23 protein-coding genes and 1 pseudogene are annotated in these 24,634 nt (G+C 34.7%); 19 read left to right on the top strand and 5 right to left on the bottom strand.

Features of this window, described 5'->3' with window-relative positions; translation table 11 throughout:
* The first annotated feature begins 98 nt into the window (after positions 1 to 98).
* From AAC084_RS10560 to AAC084_RS10520, 9 genes are all read left to right on the top strand, one after another.
* Positions 99 to 2,495, top strand: coding sequence for a heavy metal translocating P-type ATPase metal-binding domain-containing protein (locus tag AAC084_RS10560; RefSeq protein ID WP_339840145.1), 2,397 nt, complete (start codon positions 99 to 101; stop codon positions 2,493 to 2,495).
* A gap of 299 nt (positions 2,496 to 2,794) precedes the next feature.
* Positions 2,795 to 3,004: a cbb3-type cytochrome oxidase assembly protein CcoS gene (gene ccoS, locus AAC084_RS10555; protein WP_339840144.1), complete on the top strand. Its 210-nt coding sequence runs from the start codon at positions 2,795 to 2,797 to the stop codon at positions 3,002 to 3,004.
* A gap of 2 nt (positions 3,005 to 3,006) precedes the next feature.
* Positions 3,007 to 5,205 carry a cytochrome-c oxidase, cbb3-type subunit I gene (ccoN, locus tag AAC084_RS10550; RefSeq protein WP_339840143.1) on the top strand — a complete coding sequence of 733 codons (2,199 nt, stop codon included), beginning with the start codon at positions 3,007 to 3,009 and terminating at the stop codon, positions 5,203 to 5,205.
* Positions 5,206 to 5,216: 11 nt separating this feature from the next.
* Positions 5,217 to 5,405, top strand: coding sequence for a CcoQ/FixQ family Cbb3-type cytochrome c oxidase assembly chaperone (locus AAC084_RS10545; protein WP_339840142.1), 189 nt, complete (start codon positions 5,217 to 5,219; stop codon positions 5,403 to 5,405).
* A gap of 2 nt (positions 5,406 to 5,407) precedes the next feature.
* Positions 5,408 to 6,364, top strand: a complete 957-nt coding sequence (locus AAC084_RS10540) for a cbb3-type cytochrome c oxidase N-terminal domain-containing protein (protein ID WP_339840141.1) — start codon at positions 5,408 to 5,410, stop codon at positions 6,362 to 6,364.
* Positions 6,365 to 6,410: 46 nt separating this feature from the next.
* On the top strand, positions 6,411 to 7,829 hold the full coding sequence (gene ccoG, locus AAC084_RS10535; protein ID WP_339840140.1) for a cytochrome c oxidase accessory protein CcoG: 1,419 nt from the start codon (positions 6,411 to 6,413) through the stop codon (positions 7,827 to 7,829).
* 18 nt (positions 7,830 to 7,847) lie between these two features.
* Positions 7,848 to 8,294, top strand: coding sequence for a FixH family protein (locus tag AAC084_RS10530; RefSeq protein WP_339840139.1), 447 nt, complete (start codon positions 7,848 to 7,850; stop codon positions 8,292 to 8,294).
* Between the two features lie 6 nt (positions 8,295 to 8,300).
* Entirely contained in the window at positions 8,301 to 9,005 is a 705-nt protein-coding gene (locus tag AAC084_RS10525) for a sulfite exporter TauE/SafE family protein (RefSeq protein WP_339840138.1), read from the top strand.
* Positions 9,006 to 9,032: 27 nt separating this feature from the next.
* Positions 9,033 to 9,524 carry a GTP-binding protein gene (locus AAC084_RS10520; RefSeq protein WP_339840137.1) on the top strand — a complete coding sequence of 164 codons (492 nt, stop codon included), beginning with the start codon at positions 9,033 to 9,035 and terminating at the stop codon, positions 9,522 to 9,524.
* 65 nt (positions 9,525 to 9,589) lie between these two features.
* Here AAC084_RS10520 and AAC084_RS10515 read toward each other — a convergent pair whose 3' ends face one another.
* Both AAC084_RS10515 and hemN read right to left on the bottom strand, forming a co-directional pair.
* Complete coding sequence (locus AAC084_RS10515; protein ID WP_339840136.1) at positions 9,590 to 10,411, bottom strand: universal stress protein; 822 nt, start codon at positions 10,409 to 10,411, stop codon at positions 9,590 to 9,592.
* Between the two features lie 52 nt (positions 10,412 to 10,463).
* Complete coding sequence (gene hemN / locus AAC084_RS10510; RefSeq protein ID WP_339840135.1) at positions 10,464 to 11,825, bottom strand: oxygen-independent coproporphyrinogen III oxidase; 1,362 nt, start codon at positions 11,823 to 11,825, stop codon at positions 10,464 to 10,466.
* A gap of 584 nt (positions 11,826 to 12,409) precedes the next feature.
* On the opposite strand from hemN, the gene AAC084_RS10505 reads away from it, so the two are divergent.
* The 8 genes from AAC084_RS10505 to AAC084_RS10470 all read left to right on the top strand — a co-directional run bounded on the left by AAC084_RS10505 (position 12,410) and on the right by AAC084_RS10470 (position 19,251).
* Entirely contained in the window at positions 12,410 to 13,042 is a 633-nt protein-coding gene (locus tag AAC084_RS10505) for a Crp/Fnr family transcriptional regulator (protein WP_339840134.1), read from the top strand.
* A 68-nt stretch (positions 13,043 to 13,110) separates the two neighbouring features.
* Positions 13,111 to 13,911 carry a sulfite exporter TauE/SafE family protein gene (locus tag AAC084_RS10500; RefSeq protein ID WP_339840133.1) on the top strand — a complete coding sequence of 267 codons (801 nt, stop codon included), beginning with the start codon at positions 13,111 to 13,113 and terminating at the stop codon, positions 13,909 to 13,911.
* Positions 13,912 to 13,993: 82 nt separating this feature from the next.
* Complete coding sequence (locus tag AAC084_RS10495; protein WP_339840132.1) at positions 13,994 to 15,409, top strand: MBL fold metallo-hydrolase; 1,416 nt, start codon at positions 13,994 to 13,996, stop codon at positions 15,407 to 15,409.
* Between the two features lie 130 nt (positions 15,410 to 15,539).
* Positions 15,540 to 16,949, top strand: coding sequence for an MBL fold metallo-hydrolase (locus tag AAC084_RS10490; protein ID WP_339840131.1), 1,410 nt, complete (start codon positions 15,540 to 15,542; stop codon positions 16,947 to 16,949).
* Positions 16,950 to 17,138: 189 nt separating this feature from the next.
* Positions 17,139 to 17,801, top strand: a complete 663-nt coding sequence (locus tag AAC084_RS10485; protein ID WP_339840130.1) for a peroxiredoxin — start codon at positions 17,139 to 17,141, stop codon at positions 17,799 to 17,801.
* Positions 17,802 to 17,889: 88 nt separating this feature from the next.
* Positions 17,890 to 18,234 carry a rhodanese-like domain-containing protein gene (locus AAC084_RS10480; protein WP_339840129.1) on the top strand — a complete coding sequence of 115 codons (345 nt, stop codon included), beginning with the start codon at positions 17,890 to 17,892 and terminating at the stop codon, positions 18,232 to 18,234.
* A gap of 102 nt (positions 18,235 to 18,336) precedes the next feature.
* Positions 18,337 to 18,975 carry a DUF3365 domain-containing protein gene (locus tag AAC084_RS10475; protein ID WP_339840128.1) on the top strand — a complete coding sequence of 213 codons (639 nt, stop codon included), beginning with the start codon at positions 18,337 to 18,339 and terminating at the stop codon, positions 18,973 to 18,975.
* A gap of 6 nt (positions 18,976 to 18,981) precedes the next feature.
* A complete protein-coding gene (locus AAC084_RS10470; protein WP_339840127.1) occupies positions 18,982 to 19,251 on the top strand; it encodes a heavy-metal-associated domain-containing protein in 270 nt (89 codons plus the stop codon).
* A 37-nt stretch (positions 19,252 to 19,288) separates the two neighbouring features.
* On the opposite strand, the gene AAC084_RS10465 is transcribed toward AAC084_RS10470, so the two are convergent.
* Positions 19,289 to 20,164, bottom strand: a complete 876-nt coding sequence (locus tag AAC084_RS10465) for a sterol desaturase family protein (protein WP_339840126.1) — start codon at positions 20,162 to 20,164, stop codon at positions 19,289 to 19,291.
* Positions 20,165 to 20,402: 238 nt separating this feature from the next.
* Here AAC084_RS10465 and AAC084_RS10460 point away from each other — a divergent pair, with 238 nt between their 5' ends.
* Positions 20,403 to 20,609: a DUF2892 domain-containing protein gene (locus AAC084_RS10460; RefSeq protein WP_339840125.1), complete on the top strand. Its 207-nt coding sequence runs from the start codon at positions 20,403 to 20,405 to the stop codon at positions 20,607 to 20,609.
* Between the two features lie 152 nt (positions 20,610 to 20,761).
* Positions 20,762 to 22,072: pseudogene (locus AAC084_RS10455) on the top strand (FAD/NAD(P)-binding oxidoreductase).
* A gap of 50 nt (positions 22,073 to 22,122) precedes the next feature.
* On the opposite strand, the gene AAC084_RS10450 reads toward AAC084_RS10455, so the two are convergent.
* Both AAC084_RS10450 and AAC084_RS10445 read right to left on the bottom strand, forming a co-directional pair.
* The gene (locus AAC084_RS10450; RefSeq protein WP_339840124.1) at positions 22,123 to 23,460 is read right to left on the bottom strand and encodes an OprD family outer membrane porin; all 1,338 of its coding nucleotides are present in this window, start codon (positions 23,458 to 23,460) and stop codon (positions 22,123 to 22,125) included.
* A gap of 5 nt (positions 23,461 to 23,465) precedes the next feature.
* Complete coding sequence (locus AAC084_RS10445) at positions 23,466 to 24,503, bottom strand: c-type cytochrome (protein WP_339840123.1); 1,038 nt, start codon at positions 24,501 to 24,503, stop codon at positions 23,466 to 23,468.
* Positions 24,504 to 24,634 lie beyond the last annotated feature (131 nt).

Below are 24,634 nucleotides of genomic sequence, written 5' to 3'. Positions count from 1 at the left end.
CGCAAAATTACTTAAGCTAGGAATTGTAAAAACTGATAATTATCATGTTTTTTCATATCATTGGTACTCATCTTTGTTAAAGGCCCAAGTTTAAAATTATGCTCGATTCTAAATGCTTCCATTGTGGAGATTCTTGTGAAAGGCAATCTATTAGTTTTGATGAAAAACTGTTTTGCTGTTCAGGCTGCAAGACGGTGTATGAAATATTTTCTAGTAATGATTTATCTTATTATTACGAAATACAAGCAGCTGCCGGCTCAACACCCAAATCTATTAAAGGGAAATATGATTTTCTTGATAATACTGAAATCATAGAAAAATTAACTGAATTCAATGATGGTTCTATTCAAATCATTAACCTATATATACCTAATATTCATTGTAGTTCTTGTATTTGGATTTTAGAGAACTTAAATAAACTAAACCCTCATGTAACCAATTCTCAAGTAGATTTTCCTAAAAAGACAATTCGAATCACCTATCGACAAGGACAATTCAGTTTAAAAAATCTAGTGCTATTATTGGCTAATATTGGTTACGAACCATACATTTCTCTCGACGACTTTGATGGTAAAAAAAAGAGTACGGATAGAAGCTTAATTTACAAGCTAGGTGTTGCTGGCTTTGCTTTTGGCAATGTCATGTTTCTATCATTTCCTGATTATTTTGATTTAGGTTCTAGTGCTGCTACCGGAGGTGAATTTTGGCTTAACAAATACCAACATATTTTTCACTGGCTAATGTTTATATTCTCATTACCCGTGGTATTCTATGCCGGTTGGGATTATTTCGTGTCGGCATATAAAGGCCTTAGAGCCAAACTTCTAAATATAGATGTACCCATTGCACTTGGTATATTAGTGCTATTCTTAAGAAGTACTTTTGAAATAGCTTTTCATGTTGGTAGTGGTTTTTTCGATTCACTTACAGGCCTGGTCTTCTTTCTTTTATTGGGTAAATTTTTCCAGCAAAGAACCTATAGTTTTCTTTCTTTTGAACGAGATTATAAATCTTACTTTCCAATAGCTATTACGCGACTAAATACTGAAGGAAAAGAAGAAACTGTACCTGTTCAAAAAATCGAAAAAAGCGATAGAATATTAATTCGAAATGAAGAAATGATTCCAGTTGATGGTACACTAGTGTATGGTAAAGCACAAATTGATTATAGTTTTGTTTCCGGTGAATCCGAACCGGTCAATAAAGAATCTGGTGAACTCATTTTTGCAGGAGGCAAACAATTAAACGGCGTCATTGAAATGATAGCGCTTAAATCGGTATCTCAAAGCTACCTCACTCAATTATGGGGAAACTCCATCTTCAAAACAGACAAGGCTACATCTTTTCAAAATCTAACTGATAGTATTGGTAAGCGATTCACCATCGCAGTACTTTCTATTGCTTTTACCGCTACAATATTTTGGTTATTCTATGACCCCTCTAAGGCAATGAATGTATTTACCGCAGTTTTAATAATTGCCTGCCCATGTGCCATTGCATTAGCATCCCCTTTTACCTTAGGGAATATGTTACGCATTTTTGGGAAGAAGAAATTCTATATTAAAAACACCCAAACTATTGAGCGATTAGCTAAAATCGATACTGCCATTTTTGATAAGACAGGGACTATAACTACAACACAAAAAAGTACTGCCTATTATGAGGGCATGCCGCTGACTGCTGAAGAAGAATCAATTTTAAAAAATACGATTAGAGCTTCTAATCATCCTTTAAGCCGAACATTATATGAACTACTTAAAGAGCAAAATATCATCACCCTCGACGAATATGAAGAGCATATAGGTAAAGGCTTAGAAAGCACCAAAGACAACGTTAATATGAAAATTGGCTCGGCAGATTTTGTTGGAAAAACTAAAACTGATGACCAGCTCGACACTTCTATTTATATAAGCTCAAACAACACATACAAAGGTAGGTATGTATTTCAAAATCAGTATAGAGATGGATTATCTTCCATTTTTAAGAATATGTCCGAAACACTCAGTCTAGCCATATTATCTGGCGACAACGAAGGAGAAAAAGAACGCTTAGAAGCGTTATTACCAAAGTTGACTCCTTTATACTTTAATCAGAAACCTGATACCAAATTAGAATTTATAAAATCATTGCAAGAACAAGGAAAACAGGTGTTGATGGTTGGTGACGGATTAAACGATGCCGGCGCACTTGCTCAAAGTGAAGTTGGTATTGCCATTTCAGAAAATATTAACGTGTTCTCCCCTGCTTGTGATGCTATTCTTGACGCTTCTAAGTTTCAGCAGCTGTACACTTATATTCTAGCTTCTAAAAAAGCTATACATATTATTAAGTTGAGTTTTATACTGTCATTACTCTACAATTGCATAGGATTATATTACGCAATTACGGGACAGTTAGAGCCTGTTATAGCTGCCATATTAATGCCTTTAAGCTCTATTAGCATAGTAATTTTCACGACCATTATGACAAACCTTATTGGCCGAAAACTTCCATAACCAAATTGAGAATTCAAGTAGGTCAATTAAACTTTTCCAAAAAGGTTTAATAGTATGGTCAAGGTTAGAACGATTTCATATTAAATCTGTATTTTTAGTTTTTTTAACAGTTAAATAATTGTGTATTTTCCTTTAGAATATCTTCAACTAACTAACGTACAATCAAATAACTACATTATTATATGATTTGTTTAAGTTTTATGATTTTTAGATTTTTTTAAGAAAATTTTGAAAGTATGACATTTGTCATTTTCTAAGGTTTACAACCCACTTAATTTTACGCTATAATTCAGGTAGGTATGAGTGTCATTTATGTGTTATTGGCCATTAGCATTCTTGTTGCGGTCATTTTTTTCATCGCTTTCATCGTTTCGGTGAAAAGCGGACAGTACGATGATTCGTATACTCCATCGGTACGTATGCTTTTTGATGATGAACTGGTCAAACCTAAAAAGACCACTACTAAAAAGCTCAAACAAGAGAAAATCCAACTAAATAAACAAGTATAATTATGGAAGTACAGCAGTTTTATTACGATAACAAAATCGTGAAAAATTTCCTTTATGCAACCATGTTCTGGGGCATAGTAGGTATGTCTGTAGGCTTATTGCTAGCCTTTATGTTCATTTTCCCCAATGTAACCGATGGTATACCGTGGTTAAGTTTTGGTCGTTTACGCCCATTGCATACCAACGCGGTAATTTTTGCATTTGTAGGAAATGCTATTTTTGCGGGAGTATACTACTCCACCCAACGTTTACTAAAGGCGCGTATGTACAGCGATTTTCTTAGTAAACTTAATTTTTGGGGCTGGCAAGCTATTATTGTTTCTGCGGCAATTACGCTACCTCTAGGTTATACTAGTTCCAAGGAATACGCTGAACTTGAATGGCCTATTGATATTGCTATCGCAATAATTTGGGTTGCTTTCGGTGTTAACCTTATTGGCACCATGATAAAAAGAAGACAACGCCACCTATATGTGGCCATCTGGTTTTATCTAGCGACTTTCGTAACTGTAGCAGTACTTCATATTTTTAACAACTTAGAGTTACCCGTGAGTGCTTTAAAGAGTTACTCTGTTTACGCTGGTGTTCAAGATGCCTTAGTACAATGGTGGTATGGTCATAATGCGGTTGCATTTTTCTTGACTACTCCGTTCCTTGGACTTATGTATTATTTTGTTCCTAAAGCAGCCAACAGACCAGTGTATTCTTATAGACTTTCTATTGTTCACTTCTGGTCTTTGATTTTTATATACATATGGGCAGGACCTCACCACTTATTATATTCTGCTTTGCCAGATTGGGCTCAGAATTTAGGGGTTGCTTTTTCAATCATGCTGTTAGCTCCATCTTGGGGTGGTATGATAAACGGACTTCTAACATTAAGAGGTGCCTGGGACAAAGTACGTACCGATCCTGTTTTAAAATTTATGGTTGTTGCAATTACCGGTTACGGTATGGCAACCTTTGAAGGTCCGTTACTTTCTCTTAAAAACGTGAACGCAATTGCCCACTTTAGTGATTGGATTATTGCACACGTACACGTTGGTGCATTGGCATGGAACGGGTTCTTAACCTTTGGTATGATATACTGGTTGGTTCCAAGAATGACAAAAACCAAATTGTTCTCTATTGGTTTGGCGAACTTCCACTTCTGGATTGGTACTTTGGGTATCATTCTTTATACATTACCGATGTATGTTGCTGGATTTACCCAAGCCTTAATGTGGAAGGAATTTAATCCAGATGGTACTTTAGTATACGGTAACTTCTTAGAAACCGTACACGAAATTATGCCTATGTATTGGATGCGTGCCATTGGTGGTAGCCTTTACATTGTAGGAGCTTGTGTTATGATTTACAACGTGGTACGTACTATTAAAGCTGGTAGCACAATAGAAGATGAGTTAGCGGAAGCAGCTGCACTTACACGTGTTTCTAAGCATAGAACAGCAGGAGAAACTTTCCATACTTGGTTAGAGCGTAAGCCTATTCAATTAACCATTTTAGCTACCGTAGCTATTTTGATTGGTGGTATTATACAAATTGTGCCTACCATTTTGGTGAAATCTAACATACCTACTATTACAAGTGTAAAACCGTATACTCCTTTAGAATTAGAAGGTCGTGATCTATATATTCGAGAGGGTTGTGTAAACTGTCACTCCCAGATGGTTCGCCCTTTTAGAAGTGAGGTAGAACGTTATGGTGAATATGCCAAAGCTGGTGAATTCGTTTATGATCACCCATTCCTTTGGGGTAGTAAACGTACTGGTCCAGATTTATTAAGAATTGGTGGTAAGTACTCTGATAACTGGCACTTAAACCATATGTATGATCCACAAAGTACATCATCTGGTTCAATCATGCCTTCATACTCTTGGATGATCCGTGACGAGCATGACCGTAGCAATATACAAACCAAAATGGAAGCTATGGTAACCTTGGGTGTTCCTTATTCTGATGAAGAAATTGCAAATGCAGATGCTCTTATGGATGCACAGGCAGAGAAAATTGAAAAGAACTTATATAGTGATCCAGATTTTGCAAGATCCTACGAAGCAGATAAAAAATATGCTGCAGAAAACGGTGAGGAGTTCATAGAAATGAGAGACCGTGAAATTGTATCCTTAATTGCCTACCTACAAAGATTAGGAACAGACATTAAGGTCAAAGAAACTGGTGAAATATTATCTGACAACTAAAACTAAAAATCATGTTCAAATTTGTAAAAGGTTACATGGAAACTATTGATGGCGTAGCAACCTACCCCATGATATCATTACTTATCTTCTTTGTGTTTTTCTCCTTGTTATTCTGGTGGGTTTTAACTGCCTCAAAATCATACATTAAAGAAGTAAGCGAATTACCCTTAGAAGAAGACGATAACCAACAACTCGATTAATTATGAAAAACAATACAGCTTGGTGGCTTAGAATATTAGTAGCTTTCTTTCTGGTCATTATAATCATGGAAATTACCGTAGATGGTGGTGGCAAACCTGCTTTTCTCGCATACCCATTAATAATGTTTGCCTTTATGGCACTTGTTCTGCTAATATTAATAGCTATAGCATTTATAGTTCAAGCAATTGAAAATGTGTTATTCCATACACTTGATGATGAAGCAAAAGCTCGTTATTTAGATACAAAAGAAGAAAAATGGGAATGGACTTGGGGTAAAAATATTTACAACAAAATGCTGGGTTCGAAACCTATGGAAGAAGAGGTTGAGATAATTCTTGACCACAACTATGATGGTATACGTGAGCTAGACAACAACTTACCACCATGGTGGGTATATCTGTTTTATGCCTCTGTAGTTTTTGCAGTAGTCTACTTAGTGCGTTTTCACATCTTTAACGATTACACTCAAGATCAAGAATATGAGCAAGAAGTTGCTGCTGCACAATTAGAAATTGAGGAATATAAAAAGACCGCTAAAGGCCTTGTTGATGCTAACACTGTTGAGCTTTTAACTGACGCTTCTGATTTAAATGCTGGTAAAACAATTTTCGAATCTAATTGTGTTGCTTGCCATATGGCCGATGGCGGTGGTGGTATCGGACCTAATTTAACCGACCAAAATTGGATTTTAGGTGGTGGCATCAAGAATGTTTTCCATACTATTTCTGAAGGTGGTCGTGATGGTAAAGGTATGATTGCGTGGAAACAAAGTTTAAAACCTTTAGAAATTGCACAGGTTGCGAGTTATGTATTAACTTTTGAAGGTACTACTGCTGCGAACCCTAAAGCTGCTGAAGGTGATATTTGGGTAGACCCCAATGCACCTATACCTGCAACTCCTGTACAAGAAACTAGTACCGAACAGGTAATAGATTCTACGTCGGTTACAATGAACTGAATTAAGCGAACTCTTAACGCTTCGCAAGCCAACAAAGAAAAATAAAATGGCACAAGATCAAGATAATTTTAGGGATACTATTGGCACCATTAAAGAAGATGGACAACGTGCATGGGTTTTCCCTAAAAAACCCAGTGGCAAACTTTACAAGTATCGTAAATATGTCAGCTATATTCTTTTAACTTTCTTGATTGCCTCCCCTTTTATTAAGATTAACGGCAACCAGTTTTTAATGTTCAATGTCTTAGAAAGACGTTTCAACATTTTTGGATTCCCGTTTTATCCACAAGATTTTCATCTCTTTGTTATTTCGATGATTATTGGTGTGGTTTTTATTGCCCTTTTCACTGTGGCATTTGGCCGTATTTTCTGCGGATGGATGTGTCCACAAACCATTTTCATGGAAATGGTATTCCGTAGAATTGAATATTGGATAGATGGTGATCGTGGGGCCCAAATACGACTAGACAGACAGGAATGGAATTCTGAAAAGATTCGTAAACGTGTACTAAAGTGGATTATCTTTTTTATTATATCGTTTATTATTGCAAATGTCTTCCTCGCCTATTTAATTGGTAGTGACCGCTTAATACAATATGTTACAGATGGCCCGTCTCAACATATGAGTACGATGGTGTCTTTATTAATATTCACAGCCGTCTTTTATTTTGTTTTTGCTTGGTTTAGAGAGCAAGTCTGTATTATTGCCTGTCCTTATGGCCGAATGCAAGGGGTGCTTCTAGATAACAAATCTATCGTTGTTGCTTATGACCACAAAAGAGGTGAAGCTGAAAACGGAAGAAAAAAATGGCGTAAGAACGAGGATAGAGAGGCTTTGGGTAATGGAGATTGTATCGACTGTTTTCAATGTGTGAATGTTTGCCCTACAGGTATCGATATTAGAAACGGAACTCAATTAGAATGTGTCAACTGTACTGCCTGTATAGATGAGTGTGATTCTATTATGGAAAAAGTAGATCTACCAAAAGGGTTGATTCGCTATGCCAGTGAGGATGAAATTACAGAGAAGAAAAAATTTAAGTTTACGCCGCGTTTAAAAGGATATACTGCTGTATTGGTTATTTTAACTGGTGTTCTTGTTGGTATGATGTTCTTGAGAAATGACCTTGAAGCGAATATTTTGAGGTTACCAGGTCAACTTTACGAACACAAAGATGGCAATATCATTAGTAATGTATTTACATACAAACTATTGAATAAAACCACCAAATCGGTAGATAATGTTCATTTCGAATTGATATCACCTAAAGGTGAAATTAAACTAGTACGGAACGAGAATTTTGATGTACAGCCAGAAGCTTTGGCAGAAGGAACTTTATTTATAGAAATAAATGCTTCAGCTTTAAGTGGAGATAAGAACAACTTAAAAATTGGTGTTTATAGTAATGACAAACTGATAGAGACCACCACGGCCCGCTTTTTGGCACCACGTAGTTATAAATAGTATTTAAGTAAATAAATCATGAAAATAAACTGGGGTACAAGTATAATAATTGCTTTTATTGCTTTCATTAGTTTCATTCTTTTTTTCGTGATACGAATGACTACGAGCCATAATGCTAATCATGATTTAGTTACTGAAGAGTATTACAAGGCTGAACTCGGTTATCAAAAAGAAATAGATGCTGAGCAAAATGCCATTAATTCTAGCGAACAAATACAATTAGAAAAAGCACCCGACGGATTACTTGTTGTTTTTCCTGAAGGATATGATAATACTAATATTACAGGCATAGTGTCCCTTTACAGACCGTCCAATAAGCACTTGGATTTTGACTTACCCATAGTTTTATCCAATTCACATTTGCTCGTACCTGACAAACGCTTGTTGGACGGTCGTTGGGACATTAAAATTGCCTGGAAACACCATGGAAAAGAATTTCTATATAAAGAAAGTATAACTTTTTAAAGAAGCATGATTTTATCTGCCATCATATTAGGTCTCATGGGTAGCATGCACTGCGTAGGCATGTGCGGCCCAATTGCCTTTATGCTGCCGGTAGACCAATCTAATAATTACAAGAAATTCGGACAAATATTTATTTATCATTTTGGCCGACTGATGGCTTATGGTCTTATCGGACTTGTTTTTGGCTTTTTAGGAAAAGGACTGTCCATTTTTGGAGCACAGCAGAAACTATCCATAGCTGTCGGTGTTTTAATGATACTTGTAGTTTTGATTCCGTATAAAACCTTCAATAAATACAATTTTTCTAAACCTATATATAAAGTCATATCAAAAGTTAAGAATCAACTCGGTAAAGAATTGAAGAAAAAATCACCCGACACCTTTTTAACTATCGGTTTCCTAAACGGTTTTTTACCATGTGGCTTGGTCTATATGGCACTTTTCGGAGCCATTGCCATGGGTAATGCTTTACAAGGCAGCCTTTATATGATGTTATTCGGATTAGGAACTGTGCCTTTAATGACTATTGCAATATATTTTAGCGGCTTATTAAAAGGTGGTATACGTCAAAAAGTACAAAAGGCCATTCCAGTTTTTGTGGTTGTCATCGGCCTACTTTTTATACTTAGAGGTCTTGGTTTGGGTATTCCGTATGTATCACCAGCGCCTGTTACACAATTAGCCTCAAGTGCTATAGAATGTCACAACTAACGGCCACGGCCATTTAACTATTTTTATATGAAACCGTTACCGAACGAAATTATACTTCGCCCAAGGTTTCAATTAGATGTAGTACAATCCAAAGAAAATTTACTTTTAAATTTTGAGACTGCCGGGTATGATCCCTTTCTTGTAAATCGTTTAGATGAGCATGTCTTTATTAAATTCAACGCTAAGAACAACCATTTTTGGTCACCTCAATTACATTTACAAATTGATGAGGTAGATTTTTCTAAATGCCGTGTTTATGGTGTGTTTGGACCAAACCCTACCCTATGGACCTTTTTTATGTTTGTGCACTTTGTTATAGCAACTTTGTTCATTATTCTAGGCATTTGGGCCTATTCTAGTGCGAGCTTAGATAAATCTTACGGCTTACAATTAGGGTTAATGGGTATAATTGTAGTCATATGGTTCGTTCTTTACTTTTTTGGACGTAGCGGTAAACAAAAAGGCAAGCCCCAAATGCACGAACAATATAGTTTTATGATGAAAGTTCTTAATTCATAAATAAGCAGAAAAACCCAAGGTATTACCTTGAGTTTTTCTTTGCTTATAGTTATAATGGATAGTTACTATATTTTAAACGTAATCACCGGAATTCTAGCGTGATTAACAACATCTTCGCCTATACTTCCATTGAACAAATGTGAAAGACCTTTACGCCCATGTGTTGGCATGGCAATAGCATCTGCCAATATAGTATTACCGTAATTAAGTATGCCTTGCTCTACACTATAATCATTATAAATTTCTACTTGCTCACTAGCGTTGGCCTTAGTTAGAAACTTATTTATTTTCTGATAAGCATCTCTATTGCTTAAAAATTCATCATTTGGTGTGTTAATAAAAACAACTTGCATTTTAGCATTGAGTAATTCTGAAAATTCCTTAGCTTTCTGAAAAGCAGGTAGATTATCATCATTGAAATCACATGCGAAAACAAATCGATCTATACTAAATTCCTCAACCTCCCCTTTAATAACCAAAACGGGTGTAGTTGAATTTCGGACTACTTTCTCAGCATTAGAACCAATTAAAATTTCTTCAAGACCACTGGCGCCATTAGAACCCATCACAATTAAATCTACATCATGTTCTTCTGCTATAGTATCAAGTTCACTAAAAACTTTATAATGCTTAATAACGGGAGTAACAGTTAATCCTTCCAAAAATGATTTGTTCAAGAATTCTTTTAAATTCTTCTCTGCTAATTTTACTAGAAAGACTGTCTGTTCTATGTAAATGCCGTCAGGCGAAGAGATCATCGCTTGATTAAGTTCTAACATGTGAACTACCAAAAGTTCTACTTTATGCTTTTTAGCTAAATCTGCAGCAGCTTTTAGAGCAAAACCTGATTGCTCTGAAAAATCTGTAAGTACTATAATTTTTTTCATAATAATTTTATTTAGAATTTAATAAAACAACCAACTTCAATATTTCTAAAAATTAGACGGTCATTGAAAAAAGTTTTGTCTCCGGCGATTTCTTTTGTAAAGGCAAATCAAAAGCCATACATACATTTCGTACAAAGGGTCTTCCTTTTTCAGTTATAAGCAAACTACCTTCTTTAATTTCAACTATACCATCTTGCTCCATCTCCCCTAGCCGCTTTAGTATACTATCCATCTCCGGAATGTATAATTGGAAGTCGCTCCATGAAGTTTGAAATCTGCACATTAAATTTAAGATATGTCTTCTTATTATTTGATCTTCCTCTGTTAAAATATGTCCTCTATAAAGAGGTATAATATCATTTTCAATCAAATTTTGATATTCTTCAACATTCTTAACATTCTGAGCAAAGCCATACCAACTATCACTAATGCTAGAAGCACCTAAACCAATCATTAAATTAGTGTTGGAGCTTGTATAGCCCATAAAATTTCTATGTAAATCTCCACTTTCCATAGCCTTGTAAAGACTATCTGTCTCTAATGCAAAGTGGTCCATACCTATTTCTTGATAACCGTAGTTTTCTAATAATTCTTTACCTACTTCATATTGCGTTCTCTTCTCATCGCCTTCAGGTAAATCGGCATCATTATAACCTCGTTGTCCGTTACCTGCAAGCCATGGCACGTGTGCATAACTGTAAAAAGCTATACGGTCTGGTTTCAATTCTTTGGTTTTTGCTATAGTATTTTTTACATGTTCTAACTTCTGATGTGGCAGACCAAAGATAATATCGTGACTCACTGAATCATACCCTATTTCTCGTGCCCACTTGGTAACATTCTTGACGTTTTCAAATGGTTGAATTCTATTAATTGCCTTCTGTACCGTTTCATTATAATCTTGTACGCCATAGCTTACTCTTCTGAAACCAACATCATATAAAGCTTGTAAATGCTCTTTTGTCGTATTGTTCGGGTGTCCTTCAAAACTAAATTCTGCATCATTGGCTTTGCTGGCAATTCTTAATATACCATCAATTAAAAATTTTAAATTTTCTGGATTAAAAAACGTTGGCGTACCTCCACCTAAATGCAATTCTTTGATTATTGGTTTTTTATCAAAAAGGGCACTATATAATCTCCACTCTTTTAAAACAGATTTTATATAAGGTAATTCTAAATCATGTCGTTTTGTAATTCGTTTATGGCATCCACAGAACGTACACATACTCTCGCAAAAAGGTAAATGTATATATAGACTTATTCCTGTAGTTGAATTACTTACATGAAAGCTTTTCTTTACCGATTCTTCCCATTTCTTTCCTGAGAAAGTATTGATATCCCAAAAAGGTACTGTTGGATAACTAGTATATCGAGGACCAGGTACATTATATTTTTGAACAAGCGAACACATAAACTTTTGATTTAATAACAAACTTACACGCCAAAAACAGTAAATAATATGACCAATGTCAGTTCATGGTTTTATGATTAGTTTTAAATTTCCTTTATAAATTGGATACAATCGGGTGGTGTTATGCAACTATGATTACCTTTTAAAAAGAGTTGATATAATAAATTTGTTTCCAAATTTTTAAGTCATGTTAGCAAAAGCTTCCAAATTGTACTGTATCATATTTTTGAAATGCCCAAAGTGTCTTAAAGGAGAATTCCTAAAGGCAAATCCTTATAAATTAAGTAATTTCAACAAGATTAAAGAACGATGCCCTAAATGCGATTTAATCTCCAGTTTAAAACCTAGTTTTTATAGTGGATGAATGTATGTTTCTTATGGCGTAGGTATTGCTGTTGCGTTGGCCACTAATGTTTTGATATTGATTTACGGCTTGTAATTTAAGGTTTCGTCATTGTTTGCTATAATCGTCATTAGCTTAATACTTGCCATGCCTTGGATAGCGGCAGTTTCCAAATCGATTTGGGCAAATATATTTTTTAAATTTGATAAGAAAATAGCACAAGAAGTTAATTAAAAAAAGAATGATCCAAGACTTAAAAGAGCAATACGGGAATATTTTTGAAGAGGAACTAATTAATGAAATTGTTCAAGTAGGTACCTTTAAAGAGGTTCCCGAAGGTTATAAATTAATAGAAATTGGTGATTACCTTAGAGGAATGCCATTATTAATATCTGGCGTTATTAAAATTCTTAGAGAGGATGAAGATGGCGACGAACTTCTATTGTATTATTTAGAGAAAGGTGATACGTGTTCAATGACTATGGCGTGTTGTATGGGCGATACTAAAAGTGAAATAAGAGCCGTTGCAGAAACTGATGCCAAGCTAATAATGGTTCCTATTCAAAAGATGGAGGAATGGACCATTAAATATAAATCTTGGCGGAATTTTGTTTTCAGTAGTTACCATGTTCGTCTAAATGAATTGTTGAGCACGTTAGACAGTATTGCTTTTCAAAAAATGGACGAACGTTTAATTGGCTACTTAAAAGAAAAAGCTAGGGTAACAAACGATGATATTATTCATAGTACCCACCAAGAGATTGCTTATGACCTTCATAGCTCTAGAGTAGTGATTTCCAGATTATTAAAAAAATTAGAGGAGATGGGTAAAATAAAACTTCATCGTAATTACATTAAAATTTTAGATTTATAGTACTTCTGTAACTATTGTTACTGCACACATTTTCATACCACTTTACTTTTGAGGTATAAAATACCTTTATGGAAATGTTACATGTTTTTGGATATATAAGCGCCTTAATTATAGGTATCTCATTGGGTCTTATCGGTGGTGGAGGTTCAATTTTGGCAGTACCCGTTCTAGCTTATCTTTTTTCCATAAACGAGAAAGTCGCAACTGCATATTCTCTATTTATCGTTGGCGCAAGTGCATTGGTAGGCGGTTGGAAACAGCACCTTAAAGGATTTGTAGATTGGCGAACGGCATTAGTTTTTGGCATTCCTGCTATTATAGGCGTAACAGTAGTCAGACATTATGTAGTACCTGCAATGCCCGATATTTTATTTCAAGTTGAAGCATTTCAATTTACACGTAGAATGGCCATGTTCGGCCTGTTTGCTGTATTGATGTTTCCTGCAGCGTATTCTATGCTCAAGAAAGAGAAGATTACAGTTAAAAGTGGCGATGTTGCTTATAACTATCCGTTGATTTTATTAGAAGGATTAATCGTTGGTGGTATCACAGGCATGATTGGTGCTGGTGGCGGATTCTTAATCATCCCCGCATTGGTTATATTGGCAAATGTTGAAATGAAAGTTGCCGTGGGTACATCATTAATTATAATCGCCATAAAATCTTTAATGGGGTTTTTTCTAGGAGATGCCATGACTATGGAAATTGATTGGAATTTTTTAGCTCTATTCACAGGCCTTTCTTTTATCGGAATTTTTATTGGAAGTTACCTCAGCAATTTTATTGATGGCAAAAAACTTAAAAAAGGATTCGGCTATTTTATACTGGTTATGGCCATCTTTATTTTCTATATGGAATTTTTTAAATAATTCTTTTCTTATGTGACTAATGTCACTGTACAAGACACTTACAAGAAGTAATTTTATAGTATTAATCAAAAATTATTACGCCATGAAAGTAGAACAAATATATACAGGATGCTTAGCGCATGCCGCTTATTATATTGAAAGTAAAGGAGTCGCAGCTGTGTTTGATCCATTACGCGAAGTACAGCCTTATTTAGACCGTGCTAAAAAAGACAACGCGAAAATCAAGTACGTATTTGAAACTCATTTTCATGCCGATTTTGTTAGTGGTCATTTAGATTTAAAGAAAAAAGTAGGTGCCGAAATTGTATTTGGTCCAAGCGCAAAACCTGGCTATGAGGCGACAATTGCTGTTGATAATCAAATATTTGAAGTGGGTGATTATAAAGTAAAAGTCATACATACTCCTGGTCACACTATGGAAAGTACGACTTATCTTTTAATAGATGAAAATGGAAACGAACATGGTATTATTACCGGTGACACTTTGTTTATTGGTGATGTAGGCAGACCAGATTTGGCACAACATGTTGTAGCTGATTTGACCGAAAAAAAATTAGCCGGATATTTATTCGATTCCCTTCGAAATAGAATAATGCCCTTAAGTGATGATTTAATAGTTTACCCTAACCATGGTGCAGGTTCTGCTTGTGGTAAAATGATGAGTAAAGAAACTACAGATACTTTAGGCCATCAAAAAAAGGTAAATTATGCTTTACGCCCAGACATGACCAAAGATGAGTTTATTAAAGAACTGTTGACAGGTTTAACTGCACCTCCAGGGTATTTTCCAAAAAATGTTCTTATGAATATTCAAGGCTATGAGAGTTTAGATAAAATTATGGATAGGGCTACCACACCATATTCACCAGAGGCTTTTGAAGCTGTTGCAAACGAAACCGGTGCTTTAGTATTAGATACCAGAAATGCCGAAGACTTTGCCAAAGGTTTTATCCCTAACAGTATTAATATTGGACTTGAAGGTAGTTTTGCCCAATGGGTTGGTGAAATGATACCTGATATAAAACAAGAAATACTTTTAGTCACTTATAAAGACAAGGAAAAAGAAGCGATTACAAGATTATCGAGAGTGGGTTACGACAATACTGTAGGCTTTTTAAAAGGAGGCTTTGATGCTTGGAAAACCGCTGGAAAAGATTTTGAAGATATCAATAGAATTGATGGTCCTGAATTAGAAACTCTTAATAAGAATAAGAAGCCTATAATAATTGATGTAAGAAAAAAGAGCGAGTACGATTCAGAGCATGTTATTGGGGCAATTAATGTTCCCTTAAATGAAATCAATCAACATTTGGCTCAATTTCCAAAAGATAAGCCGTTTGTTCTTCATTGTGCAGGTGGTTATCGTAGTATGATTGCCGCTTCTATTCTGAAACAAAGAGGATGGCAAGATTTTACAGATGTTAGAGGCGGTTTCGAAGCTATTTCGAAAACTACAATTCCGAAGTCCGAGTATGTATGTCCCTCTACCCTATTATAGATTTTTTAAATGATAAAAAAAAGCCCCGTTTAAAACGGGGCTTTTTTGCAACTAGTAACGAGTGTAACCTAAGTTACTGTACAATACTATCTCAAGGTTTAATTTTGTACATAATTTTAAAAGTGAACTTATGAAGGTTGAACAAATATATACTGGCTGTCTTGCTCAAGGTGCTTATTACATTGAAAGTAATGGAGAGGTTGCAATAATTGATCCCTTACGAGAGGTGTTACCTTACATAAATAAAGCGAAATCTGATAATGCAAAAATCAAATATATTTTTGAAACTCATTTTCATGCCGATTTTGTCAGTGGCCATGTAACCTTAGCAAAAGAAACTGGAGCAGATATTATTTACGGGCCAAAAGCAAATCCTTCTTTCGAAGCTATTATAGCAAAAGATAATCAGGAATTTAAATTGGGCGATGTAACCATTATTGCATTACATACCCCAGGTCATACTATGGAGAGTACCACTTATCTTTTAAAAGACTCCAACGGTATAGACTACGCTATTTTTAGTGGAGACACCTTATTTCTTGGAGATGTGGGAAGACCAGATTTAGCCCAAAAAATGGGAGAATTAACCGAGCGCGACCTCGCAGGATATTTATACGATAGCTTACGTGAAAAAATAATACCGTTAGCAGATGATGTAATTGTATATCCGGCACATGGTGCTGGTTCTGCTTGTGGCAAGAATATGATGAAAGAAACTGTCGATACCTTGGGTAACCAAAAGAAAGTGAATTACGCATTACGTAAAGACATGACCAAAGAAGAATTCATAGAAGAGGTAATTGATGGTCTACTTCCACCGCCCCAGTATTTTCCATTAAATGTAAAAATGAACAAAGAGGGTTATGAAGATATCAAAACAGTATTGGAGCGTGGTACAAGAGCGCTTTCCCCAAAGGCTTTTGAAGCTGCGGCAAATGAGACGGGAGCCATTGTATTAGATGTGCGCCATCAAGATGATTTTGCTAAAGGTCATATACCACGTTCTATATTTATTGGTCTAGACGGTAGTTTTGCACCTTGGGTAGGAGCCTTGATCGCTGATGTAAAACAACCCATTTTATTAGTTGCGCCAGTAGGATTAGAAGAGGAAGCAGTAACCCGACTTTCTAGAGTTGGTTTCGATGGTACCTTAGGGTATTTAGATGGAGGTTTTGAGGCATGGAAAAAAGCTGCAATGGAATATGATACCGTTAGTCAAGTCGATGCAAGTGAGCTTAAAAAAATTATTGAAAGTGAAAAAGCCCCTGTGTTCGATGTACGTAAAGAATCTGAATATCTATCTGAGCATATTTTAGAAGCTGTAAATACACCATTAGATTTTCTAAATGACCACTTAGCAGAATTTCCTGAAAATAAGATATTTTATGTACACTGTGCCGGTGGTTATAGAAGTATGATTGCTTCCTCCATTTTAAAAAGCAGAGGTATACATAACCTCATTGATGTAAAAGACGGCTTTAAGGCTATACAAGAAACTGGTATTCAAGTATCTGAGTTTATTTGTCCTACTACATTATAAATATTACCCAGTATTGGTAGTATAACTACCTATAAATTAAAGAACTGTTTTAGTTTTTTAGATTGATGTTAAAAGGTGTATTTCTTAAGAAATACACCTTTTAAATTTTTATATTTTTTATGGTCTATGTAACAAGAGTTACTGTAGTAATTATGGTGTAGTTATACCTTTAATTAAAATTAATACAACATGGAAACTATAAATAATATTGAAGTGAACAGTATGCCAAGAATTGGAGATATCGCTCCAGATTTTGAGGCTGTTACTACAAAAGGAAAAATTAAATTATCAGATTTTGCTAAAAACAAATGGATAGTTATGTTCTCGCATCCTGCAGATTTCACACCTGTTTGTACTACTGAAATGAGTGGCTTTGCAGTACGTAAACCAGAATTTGATGTACTTAACACAGAACTTCTTGGTCTAAGTATAGATAGTGTTCATGCTCATTTAGGATGGGTTCAAAATGTTCGCCAGAATACAGGGGTATATTTCGATTTTCCTATCATAGCAGATATAGATATGAAAGTCTCCAAGAAATACGGAATGTTACAGCCTAATGAAAGTGAAACTGCAGCTGTACGGGCAGTATTCTTTATTGATCCTAAGAAAAAAATACGTCTAATTATGTATTACCCTTTAAATGTAGGTCGTAATATGAATGAGATTTTAAGAGCTTTAGAAGCCTTACAAACTTCTGACAAATATAAAGTAGCGATGCCATTAGATTGGAAAAAGGGAGACAAGGTAATTGTTTCTCCACCTAAAACTTTAGATGAACTAAATGCTCGAATTGCAGATGATACCCTAGAAAAAGTTGATTGGTATCTAGCTAAGAAAAGTCTTAATTAAATTTTTTATTGGTTGGTTGGTTCAGGAAACGGTCTTGAAAAAGGCTGTTTCCTTTTAGTATTGAATATTAATTTTAAACAGAATAATTATGTCATTTTTAGACGCCATTTTTGGCAAGAAAAAAGAAACTTTAGGCCAGATTACTATTTTGAAAAAGAATGAGTATGCAACGGCCATTATTACAAACAAGATAAAACCTATTGATGTTAGAACGGCATCTGAATTTAATAGCGGCCATATTAAAAATGCTATTAATATTGATTTTTTTAACCCTAACAATTTTAAAAATTTCTTTGAAAAGTTAGATAAAAATAAGGCGGTATATGTTTATTGCAGATCAGGAGCCAGAAGTCAAAAAGCAGCACGTAAGTTATTAAACATGGGCTTTCTTGAAGTATATGATTTAAAAGGCGGTTATAGTTCTTGGAATTAAATCAAGAAACTATTTCTATTTATGGGCGCGGTAAAATATAGAATGTACCCTTATACGAAAGCTGTATTTAATACATCATGCAAACTATAAAATTCTAATCGGATGAAAAATATTGCGCTATTTTTAGTAGTTGCTTTTATGCTTGGTTGTAAAGATTCTCCTAAAGTTAAACAAGAGGGGTTAAATAATCCCCAATATGAATCTAAAATTCAAAATGACAAGAATGCAAATACTGATATCGATGACATGTATTTCATGGAAAAAGGTAAAATGTATGCCCAAAGTACTCAAAAGGTTCTAGGTAAAAACCTCATATCGAACATACAGAAAAATGGTGTTGTGGCTGCAGTAGAGTTTTGTAATGAAAAAGCTTGTCCACTAACCGATAGCATGGCAATTATACACAATGCCAAAATCAGAAGGGTAACCGATAAGCCTAGAAACCTTGAAAATCAAGCTAATGAAAAAGAGCTTGAGTATATTGAATATTTTAAATCAAAAATTAACAATAAGGAGTCTTATGAGCCCATTTTAACTACGGAAAATGGCATTACAAATTTTTATTCTCCTATTATTACGAATACCATGTGCTTAAATTGCCATGGAACACCTGTATCGAATATAGACCCAAAGGTTATGCAGATCATAAACGATAAATATCCTTATGACAAAGCTATTGATTATAAAGAAAATGAAGTAAGGGGTCTTTGGAGTATAACTTTCAACGACGAAATAAAATAATAAAATATGACATCAGTAATTCCTATTCAAAATCTAAAGTGTGGCGGCTGTGCCAAAACGGTTATCTCTAAATTAGAAGAATTACCTGCGGTAACAAATGTAACTGTATCCGTAGAATCGTCATCGGTAAAGTTCGATGTATCAAATCAAGAGGCTATTACTACAGTAAAAGATAAGCTAAAGTCAATTGGATACCCAAGTATTGATCAAGGTAATTCGGTACTATCAAAAGCTAAATCTTTTGTAAGCTGTGCTTCTGGAAAATTATCTAAATAAACCCAACTCTTATTTAAAGGCAAAAAGAAGTAATTAATTACTTCTTTTTGCCTTTAAAACCATGTACCATTTGCCCAAGAAAGTCTTTTGGTAAATTCTCATCTCCAGGGTAACCTAACTTTACATCTCCACTATCTTCAGGTATATAATCGGTCTTGAAAATATAATCCCATATACTTAAACTGATACCAAAGTTTACACCATAAGTTCCTTTTGGCAGGTCATAAGCATGATGATATAAGTGCATTACAGGGTTATTGAAAATATACTTCAACGGACCCCATGTAATTTTTATATTCGAATGGTTAAAATGGCCAATAGCAATGGCTGCAAAATGAACAATATATGCTTGTTCGGGTTCAAAACCACCAAGAATCATGACCCCGAATGTCTTCAGGGGTTTGTAGAATATATTCTCCATCCAATGGTAACGTAAATGTGCTGCAAATCCCATCTCTTTAACACTATGGTGTACCTTATGAAAATTCCATAGAAAAGCATACTTATGTAATAGTATATGAGTAAACCACTGTACAAAATCCAATACAATAAAAAATAGCAACAACTGACCCCACATTGGCCATTGAGATATGTTTATAACCGCCAGACTATTTGCGGTAATACCTATATCCCCAAAAAAAACATTTATTATTTTATAAATACCACTAATGGCTATCGCGAATAAAAAGAAGTTGAAAAACATATAAAAACCATCTAGCCAGAAATCTTTTCTAAAAACCCCTTGTTGCTTTCTCCAAGGAAAAACGATTTCTAAAAACCAAACTATCAAAGAGATAAAGATTAAGCCCCAAAAGTAATTAAGGTACCATGGCACATTAAAAATAATAGATTTCCAGGTCCAACTAAATGTTCCCGAAACTGCGTTTAAAAATGCATCTACATATGCTTCCATTCGTATTACGATTTTGGTAAATATACTTTTTAATAAACAGCAATTCTGTAACTCTTGTTACATATTAACCTACTATTATCTTAAGCTTCAATTATGACAAATGTCATACTTAAGCTGATAGGTTAATATTACTTTGCAGTATATCTTTAACATAAAACTATAGTGCTACTCTGTTTGTCTATATAACCTACACATCATTACAGTTTGCGGTTTAACACATAAAATAAAAATTAGTGTCATGAAAAAAAATATGGGAAGTACAGACCGATTTATTAGATTCTTTATAGCCGTAGCTCTTTTAACTACATTTTACACGGATACTGTTGGTGGAACTTTAGGCTATATAGTAGTGGCAGTAGCAGCCATATTAATCTTAACAACATTTGTTAGTTTTTGTCCATTATATACTTTGTTTGGTGCTAATACCTGCAGGGTGAAAAAATAAGGCTATTTCTTAAATGATTCTAAAACAAATTCTATTTGTTTTAGAATCATTTAATTTACCTATTTCAATATAACTTGACTTATGTAACTCTTGTTACATAATTAGAAATTGATAACTATTATATTTATTAAATTCTAAAAAATAGTTATAAAATGAGCACACATCATCAGGTATTGATTATTGGAGGTGGTACTGCAGGTATTATGGTAGCAGCCCAGCTTCTCACACAAAAGAAAGCTAAAGACGTTGCAATTATTGAACCTGCTGACACCCATTATTATCAACCTGCGTGGACTCTCGTAGGTGCTGGTACATATGATTTTGAAAAAACTGCCAGACCAATGTCTTCTGTTATACCTAAAGGTGCTACTTGGATAAAGGACAAGGCAACAGGTTTTGACCCAGAAAATAACATTATTCATACCTCATTAAAAGGAGATATTACTTATGATTATTTAGTAGTTGCCCCAGGTCTTGCCTATGATTTTAGTTTAGTACCTGGACTTGGAGAGGCAATGGATAAAGGTGTGGTGTGCAGTAATTATACAAATCCAAAACATACTTGGGATGTCATTAAAAACTTCAAGGGAGGCACCGCATTATTCACACAACCTACAACACCGATTAAATGTGGCGGAGCACCACAAAAAATCATGTATTTAGCTGATAATCATTTTAGAAAAAGTGGTGTTAGGAAAAAGACCGATGTTATATTTGCGACTGGAGGTACCGTTATTTTTGGAGTAAAAGAGGTAGCCAAAACCTTAATGGAGGTTGTAGACCGTAAAGATATTAACCTAAGATTTCACCATAAATTAGTCGCTGTAGATGGCGAGAAACAAATTGCATGGTATGAAATGGGACAAGAAATTACAGCCGGAGGTTGTGTCGTAATTTCAAGTAATAAAGTTGATGACTTAAAACTAGACGATAAGTTTCAATACAATTATAAAGATGTTAAGGTAATTATTGACGGAAATCGATATGGTATTCATTATGATATGTTACATACTGCACCACCTTCTATAGCTCCTAAATTTGTAAAAGAATCAACTTTGGTAAACCCTGCGGGCTGGTTAGATGTAAATCATCAAACTATGCAACATAATACATACTCTAATATTTTTGGCTTAGGAGATGTAGCTGCATTGCCAACAGCCAAAACAGGTGCGGCAATTCGTAAGTAAGCACCTATTGTAGTTGATAATATTGACCTTTTAATAAATACCCATAAAATGGGAACTAAATCTTACAACGGTTATTCTTCTTGCCCTTTAGTAACCGATTACGGTAAAATGGTTTTGGCCGAATTTGATTATGACAACAACTTTACACCAGACCCAAAACTGAAGCAGATGCTAATCTTTGATTCTTCTAAAGAACATTGGAGATTATGGATGCTTAAAAAATATGGCCTTCCTTATTTGTATTGGAATAAGATGATGAAGGGCAAAGATGTTTAATTTACTACCAAAAACAATCCCCATTGAAATGGGGGTTTTTTTTAGTCTTTTTAAAAGTTATAGTTGAGTATTACGTCTACATGAAACATATCTACCTTATTAAAATAGAAGTTAGGATTATCTGGAATATCACCATTACCAATTTTTGAAGTAAGTAAAAGCTCTGGTTTAAAGTGCTTTAATTTTTTAATATAGAAGAATATATCTAAGTTAATATGCGTATAATCTGGCATGGCATATTTATTAAGAACAGCATTGGTTACTGCTGGTTTCCAATGCTTACCAATACTTAATATTGAAGTTAGGTTTAGATCCTCTTTTAGTATTTCGAACTCATTTTTATAGTTCAGAACCAAAGCGTGATTATCGGCAGAGCCTTCGCTACGCTCTCGCTTTTGAAAACTGAACAAATCTTCTCTACCCCATTCCCTTGGAGATAAAAATTGACCTTGTGGCAATATTCTATTATAAGCTAAGCTCACCAACCCTCCCTTTTTTTTATAAGCAATCTTTAACCCTAAAACATCTGCTGTATTCTGATTAAAATAGCGGAGCGAATCTAAAGAATTACCACCATCTCCAATCTTATTCAGGTGTAACCACTCCCCTTCTATTTGTACAGATTCAGATATCTTCAAAGAAGGTTTAATGTAGATAGAATTGAACACATTATCTACATATTGGTTCCATACATTTAGCTTTAAATTCTTAGCTATTTCAAAATCTGCATTAAACATTAAAATATAATCTGACTCCGAATTATCTGAATATTGAGAAGCATTACCACCCTTGTTTCTACCAACCGGATATGTACCTATACTCTCACCAATTCCGTAAAATTGACCTGTAGATCTTGGTGCTATTTCATTTAATAACCCCAATTGAAAAGTACTTTTACTCGCTTTATAATTATACCAAAACCCTTGCACTAAAGTGGGTATCATTCTACCATCTTCAGGGTTTATAAGTGGTGTATTTATTTTCATTCGCCCTAGTGTAAAGGCATGCTGGTTCAATTTATATTTCACATATAATTCCCCTAATAAAAAAACAGCATCATTACTAAGGTTCAATCTATCAAACAATCCTTCTTCATATCTGCTAATTCTACCGGTAGTATTATCAGGAACAGTTAAATTTTGTAACCCTAAATTGGTGGTATTATATAAGGCTGCTCCTAATTCTAAATTGTCTAAAATGTCATATTGATATTTTAATTTACCACCTGTGGCCAAAGCATTAAAATCCTTTAAATCATCTTTGTTAGCCGTCATCATATAATACGTACGCCATTGTCCAGAAAGATTTCCTTTCTTCTTAGTAGCAACAGAATCTTGTCCCAAAGAAAAAATAGGCAAGCAAATAAAGAGTATTAATAGTATTCGCATAAAGCCTATTTCGTTTTAGTAATACCGTATTCTTTCTCGTAAAACTCCATTATAGGTGGAAATGGTCCGTATTTGTGTTGTTCTGGAGAAAAATCGTCAACCCAAGGACCATAAGGAGTAGATACCGGTTTTAATTTTTTATTGGGGTAATCATTTTCTTTATTTGCCTTATGTGGTCTTGCAAAACTATTAATATATCCCGCCACATGATAAGCCTCTTCATCTGTCAATTTAGGATTATCCCAAGTTGCCTGTAAATAAGGCATATTACTTTTTATGAATTCTGCAGAAGTAATTACCCTATTCATTCCTGCTCCGTCATTGAAACTATCTGGCCCCCATAATGGCGGATACGTATAGGTTTTACCATCCATTGGATTTAGTACTCCCGCTCCATTTTCTGCATGACAAATTATACACTCTTTGTTATATACGTCCCTGCCTTTATCTAAATCTACCGCAACATTCGGAATCTCGATCTTTGGGTAGCCTTTAAATTCTGCTTTTCTATTATCTGGTAATCCTTCTCCCAACCAATCCATATAGGCTACAATAGCGGTCATTTTATCAGAATCTTCAGGAAGCATCTTACCGTTCATACTGCGTTCCATACAACCGTTGATTCGATCTTGAATAGTACCTTCTCTATTACCACGACCTCCAAATTGAGGAAATCGTTCTAAAATACCTACCCAAGAACCAGAGCCCGCTTGAGCTCCTTTTTGCAGGTGGCAATTGGCACATGCTAAATTATTTCCACTATATCGGTCTTCGGCATTCTCGGCATTAGGTCCCATATACTTTGACGTCTCCGCAATCAAGTAATATCCTTTTTTTACCACTTTGGACATATTAGGAATTTCAGTAATAGCATCTTTAGGTTTCCAAATAGTTATAGAAGTAATTTCATCAGTTATTATTGGGGTATAACTTTCAGATTTAGGCTCGTAGATAAGTAACATTATAAATATGGTCATGACCAATATAAAAACCACTATAAAGAGATGATATAGTTTTTTGGTCAATGTTCTAAATTCTTCCATACCTGTGCAACGAGCTTATAAAATTATTGTGATACTAATTTAGTCAACCAATCTAGAAATTCAATTTAATAATGACAGTAACATGAGTTACAGTAGCGTTAAATAACCCTACTTACTTTTATTACTTTAAA

Origin of the sequence: uncultured Maribacter sp. (genome assembly GCF_963977385.1) — a bacterium.
Taxonomy (GTDB): Bacteria; Bacteroidota; Bacteroidia; order Flavobacteriales; family Flavobacteriaceae; genus Maribacter.
The sequence above is the reverse complement of the archived record's forward strand: the minus strand, read 5'-3'. Positions and strand labels throughout refer to the sequence as shown.